We start from the raw sequence: 4157 nt of genomic DNA, 5'->3' as shown, positions 1-4157 counted from the left end.
TACCAAATTAAAATTGATAGACGACAGATTGGCTCCTCCCATTTATAAGGCTACCTTCTAAACACATCTTTTGTTAGAAGCGAAATCCCCCTAAATCCCCCTAAATCCCCCTTAAAAAGGGGGACTTTGACCGGATCTTAGCCCCCTTTTTAAGGGGGTTGGGGGATTCAGATCTAGAAACGAAGCCCAGCCAACTTGTGTATACACGGTAGCTTTATAAGGGGAGGTTGGGTGGGGTAAAGATCTGTAGCTGTCATCATTTAAATTGGTATTACAAATTGATTGTGTGGATGTTGGGTTTCGCAGAGCCTCTACCCAACCTACAGATCTCTATTTGCTATCGATGCTTACGCAAAGAACCGCCTACTCGCGAGCAGGCGGTTCTTTATGTCAATTAATCTAGATCCTAGCCGCGATTTTCTTTACTTTGCCAAAATTGCTCGGCAAAAGCGACAGTAGGGTGCATCGGCGCTTTGGGCTTGGTTTTGAGCACCATCGCTGTCTCATTGAGGTATTTGTCGCCTTTCTTGTGATTGCAGGTTTCGCAGGCAATCGTGACGTTATCCCAGGTATGCGTACCACCTTTAGAGCGGGGAATAACGTGATCGATCGTCAATTGCTTAGCGGAACCACAGTATTGACACCGATGTCCGTCTCGCCTAAGTAGCTCGCGCCGACTGACGCTCGGGAGCTTCCACAGCCGTTCGGCGGTAGTGGTTTTGAGGCGAATATGATGGGGAACTTCGATCGCGACTGAGGGCGATCGCAATACCCATACTTGTTTGTTATCCTGTAAGTCTAATGGTTCCGCTCTACCGCTAATTAGTAAAGTGATGGCGCGACGGATATTGATCCGCGCCATTGGTAGGTAGTTAGTGGAAAACACTACTACAGAATGGTTGAGTACCGATGGCATAGTCGTAGATCGGAGATCGAACATTTTAGTGTCGGCGATCCCACTTGTGGCAGGTTTCATAATATTGAGCCTCCTAGCAAACAACCCCCGTTGTCTACGGTAGACAAGCGGGGGTTACAAGAGATGTATATTGTATTCTTGTGATTATTTCAACTGAGTAACATTTGGGATGGTGTTACGCCAGTTATATTCCCGCTATGGTTGAATGGTAATAGATGCTGTGGGAGTTTTCCCGCCATCTCGATCGCGATTCGTCTGTCACAATTACGGCGATTGTCATTCGCTATCTGCCACAAACTCTGCTCGTAGCGCCGTTGGGCGATCGAGTAACTTGTGAAGATGGACTGAGACAACAAATCGAACACGAAAGTTAAGAGATGTGGGGCTGATGGAGGTGTTGAAAAGTATCGTTGGTATAGCTATGGCGATCGAATCGCATCAGCACTACCAATAATTATTTTACTATGGCGGTAAAATTTACTAGCTTGCTTAGCTAAGAATACCGCTCCGATCCTAATCTAATAATACAATAAATTTTATCGAGATGTCCAGCTCGCCACAACTCTCATTTTGTTTTCAGGTGGGTGTAGTCCGAGTCTGAGAACTTTGTATGCCCGCGAGCGTAAATAATGTCACGTATTGTAGTGCAATGGCGATGAGATAATGATTCGGTTAGGATCGAAGATAGAGTAGCTCATCTGCACACACTTATAGGAACGACGATCGTGGATCGAGATTTGATGTCCCAAGACCGCGCCACCGTGCCGACTACCATTGCTGACTATATTTATCCAGCAATCCAAAAACAATACGTTCGCATCCTCACCCTCGAAGCCGATGTCCTCGCCGATGACAATCTCGAAGCTATCCATCAGATGCGGGTAAGTCTGCGCCGATTGCGATCGCAGGTGCAGGGATTTGCGCCAATTTTGGATATTCCCAAAGTCATGAGCGAAAAACAGATCGGCAAAATCGCCAGAGTACTAGGTAAAGTTCGAGACTTAGATGTCCTCCAACAGACTTGTAAAAATCACTTGTCAAGTCTGCCGGAGTCCGAGCGAATTCAGCTCGAAAAAGTTACGGCGACAATTACTAAACGCCGCCGTAAGGACATGCTTAAAGTCAAGTTGATGTTGAATGATTGCGATTATCAATATTTTAAATTGGGCATTAATAATTGGCTAAACAATCCTCAATATTTACCTACAGCCATCGTCGATATTGCGTCAATATTACCAGAGTTATTATTGTCATCGATCGCCAAATTACTGATCCAGCCTGGATGGTGGCTCGATCTGGATCTAGAGACGGGTAACGATCCAGAAACAGCGGTTGCGCACTTATTACTCATTCATGGAGACACCTTTCACGATCTCCGCAAGCAGATCAAAGGAGTACGTTACTTGATGGAACTTTTTCCCGATCGCTACCCACCTCAATATACTGACTCCCTGAATGATTTCAAACAGGTACATCAAATATTTGGGAATATTCAGGATAATGTCGTCTTGGATAAATTTATTCGGAAAAATGTGGGCAAACGCGCGCCGATGAAATTACCAACTCTCTACGATCGGATCGCTCGCAGCAATCATCTCAACTGGGATAATTGGCAACCAATTCAACAGAAATATCGCGGCTCGAATACCAAGCAGGAACTTCAATCTTTGCTAATTCGAGATATAATTCATAATTTACATGGATAATGCCGATGTCCCGATTACCTCCGGTAGGCTGTGCGCCAACGATTACTCAAGTTTGGAATGGTTGGAATTGCCCCCACTCGACACTGAGACAATGTGGGCAATCATTCACGAATCGATCTCCGATCTTCAGGTCAATCAGCTTCTTTGGTATTATTTAGGCTATCGCTATCAGCCAGTAGAACAGACTTGGGATGTGAGTCTAGTCGCACCAGCATGGCAAGATAGCTACCCGACACCACCAGATTTTATCGCTAGTCGTCCAGCAACAGTCCAACTCACTCGATCGATTCCTACAGAACACAAACAACTGCTCAAGGAACAACTCGGCTTTAAGGGCTATAAACTCGGCGAATTCGGCCCGCGTCAGACACGTAGAGCTACAGCCGTGAGTTGGTTGTTAGCCTATCTAGCTAGCGGGGTATATTAATTTAGGGTGTTAGTTTTGGTTTGTTTGTGAGGGTAGGGTAGTTGCTGCGTAGTCCCTATACCCCACCCCAGCCCTCCCCTTATAAAGGGGAGGGAGCAAAAGCCCCCCCTTTATAAGGGGGGGTTGGGGGGATAAACCCAGCGAAAACGAAGCAATTAGACTTGCGTATACACGGCAGCTTAAAAAGGGGGACTTTAAAAGCCCCCGCATCCTCGGGGGTTGGGGGATTTGGATCTCCAAACGAAGTCTATCCAACTTGTGTATACACGGTAGCTTCACAATCCAGAGTTAGGAACGATTTCAAATCACTTTATATCAGGGAGACAATATGGCACGAGTAATGATCGTCGGTGCAGGTGGAGTTGGGAATGTCGTCGCGCATAAATGTGCCGCACGCGCTGAATTTACAGATATTTTACTAGCAAGTCGCAGCGTCGATAAATGCGAGAAGATTGCGGCGAGCATTGGTTCGCCCAAAGTCACCACCGCCGCGCTCGATGCGGACACGGTAGCAAATACAGTCAAACTGATAAAAGAGTTTAAACCAGATCTACTGATCAACGTCGCACTGCCTTATCAAGATCTAGTATTGATGGATGCTTGTTTGGAGACGGGGATTCACTATCTCGATACTGCCAATTACGAGCCGCGTGATGTCGCCAAATTTGAGTATAGTTGGCAGTGGGCATACCAAGATAAGTTTAAAAATGCTGGACTGACAGCGATTCTCGGCTGTGGTTTCGATCCTGGCGTAACGGGTGTGTTTACAGTCTACGCGCTCAAGCATTACTTCGACGAAATCCATTATCTCGATATCATTGATTGCAACGACGGCAATCATGGTAAAGCCTTTGCGACTAATTTTAATCCCGAAATTAATATCCGCGAAATTACCCAACCCGGACGATATTTTGAAAATGGTGAGTGGGTAGAAATTCCCGCTTTATCAAGCCATCGCCCGATTCCCTATCCAGAAATCGGCGATCGCGAGTCATATTTGCTCTATCATGAAGAACTCGAATCATTGGTTAAAAATATCCCCACGCTCAAACGCGCACGGTTTTGGATGACGTTTTCGGAAAACTATATTACCCACCTCAAGGTATTA

The 4157-nt window shown here is 45.9% G+C and carries 5 protein-coding genes; 4 read left to right on the top strand and 1 reads right to left on the bottom strand.

The window, feature by feature from the left end; genetic code table 11:
• Positions 1 to 406: 406 nt before the first annotated feature.
• The gene (locus RMO35_RS12075; protein WP_396135659.1) at positions 407 to 940 is read right to left on the bottom strand and encodes an HNH endonuclease; all 534 of its coding nucleotides are present in this window, start codon (positions 938 to 940) and stop codon (positions 407 to 409) included.
• Positions 941 to 1131: 191 nt separating this feature from the next.
• Between RMO35_RS12075 and RMO35_RS12070 the strand changes: the two genes are divergently transcribed.
• The 4 genes from RMO35_RS12070 to RMO35_RS12055 all read left to right on the top strand — a co-directional run.
• Positions 1132 to 1290: a hypothetical protein gene (locus RMO35_RS12070; protein WP_309741495.1), complete on the top strand. Its 159-nt coding sequence runs from the start codon at positions 1132 to 1134 to the stop codon at positions 1288 to 1290.
• 366 nt (positions 1291 to 1656) lie between these two features.
• A complete protein-coding gene (locus RMO35_RS12065; RefSeq protein ID WP_309741494.1) occupies positions 1657 to 2622 on the top strand; it encodes a CHAD domain-containing protein in 966 nt (321 codons plus the stop codon).
• Positions 2615 to 3049 (top strand): DUF1823 family protein, encoded by a 435-nt coding sequence (locus RMO35_RS12060; RefSeq protein ID WP_309741493.1) that lies wholly within the window; start codon positions 2615 to 2617, stop codon positions 3047 to 3049. Before RMO35_RS12065 ends, RMO35_RS12060 begins: the two co-directional genes overlap by 8 nt.
• A 328-nt stretch (positions 3050 to 3377) precedes the next feature.
• A partial coding sequence (locus RMO35_RS12055; RefSeq protein ID WP_309741492.1) for a saccharopine dehydrogenase NADP-binding domain-containing protein occupies positions 3378 to 4157 on the top strand: 780 nt, incomplete at its 3' end.

The sequence above is a fragment of the Chamaesiphon sp. OTE_20_metabat_361 genome (genome assembly GCF_031364565.1).
This window is presented reverse-complemented; position numbering and strand designations above follow the sequence as displayed.

Coding starts and splice junctions, on each gene's coding strand:
- RMO35_RS12060 (WP_309741493.1), top strand. CDS start 2,615: ATGGATAATGCCGATGTCCCGATTACCTCCGGTAGGCTGTGCGCCAAC.
- RMO35_RS12075 (WP_396135659.1), bottom strand. CDS start 940: ATGTTCGATCTCCGATCTACGACTATGCCATCGGTACTCAACCATTCT.
- RMO35_RS12070 (WP_309741495.1), top strand. CDS start 1,132: ATGCTGTGGGAGTTTTCCCGCCATCTCGATCGCGATTCGTCTGTCACA.
- RMO35_RS12065 (WP_309741494.1), top strand. CDS start 1,657: ATGTCCCAAGACCGCGCCACCGTGCCGACTACCATTGCTGACTATATT.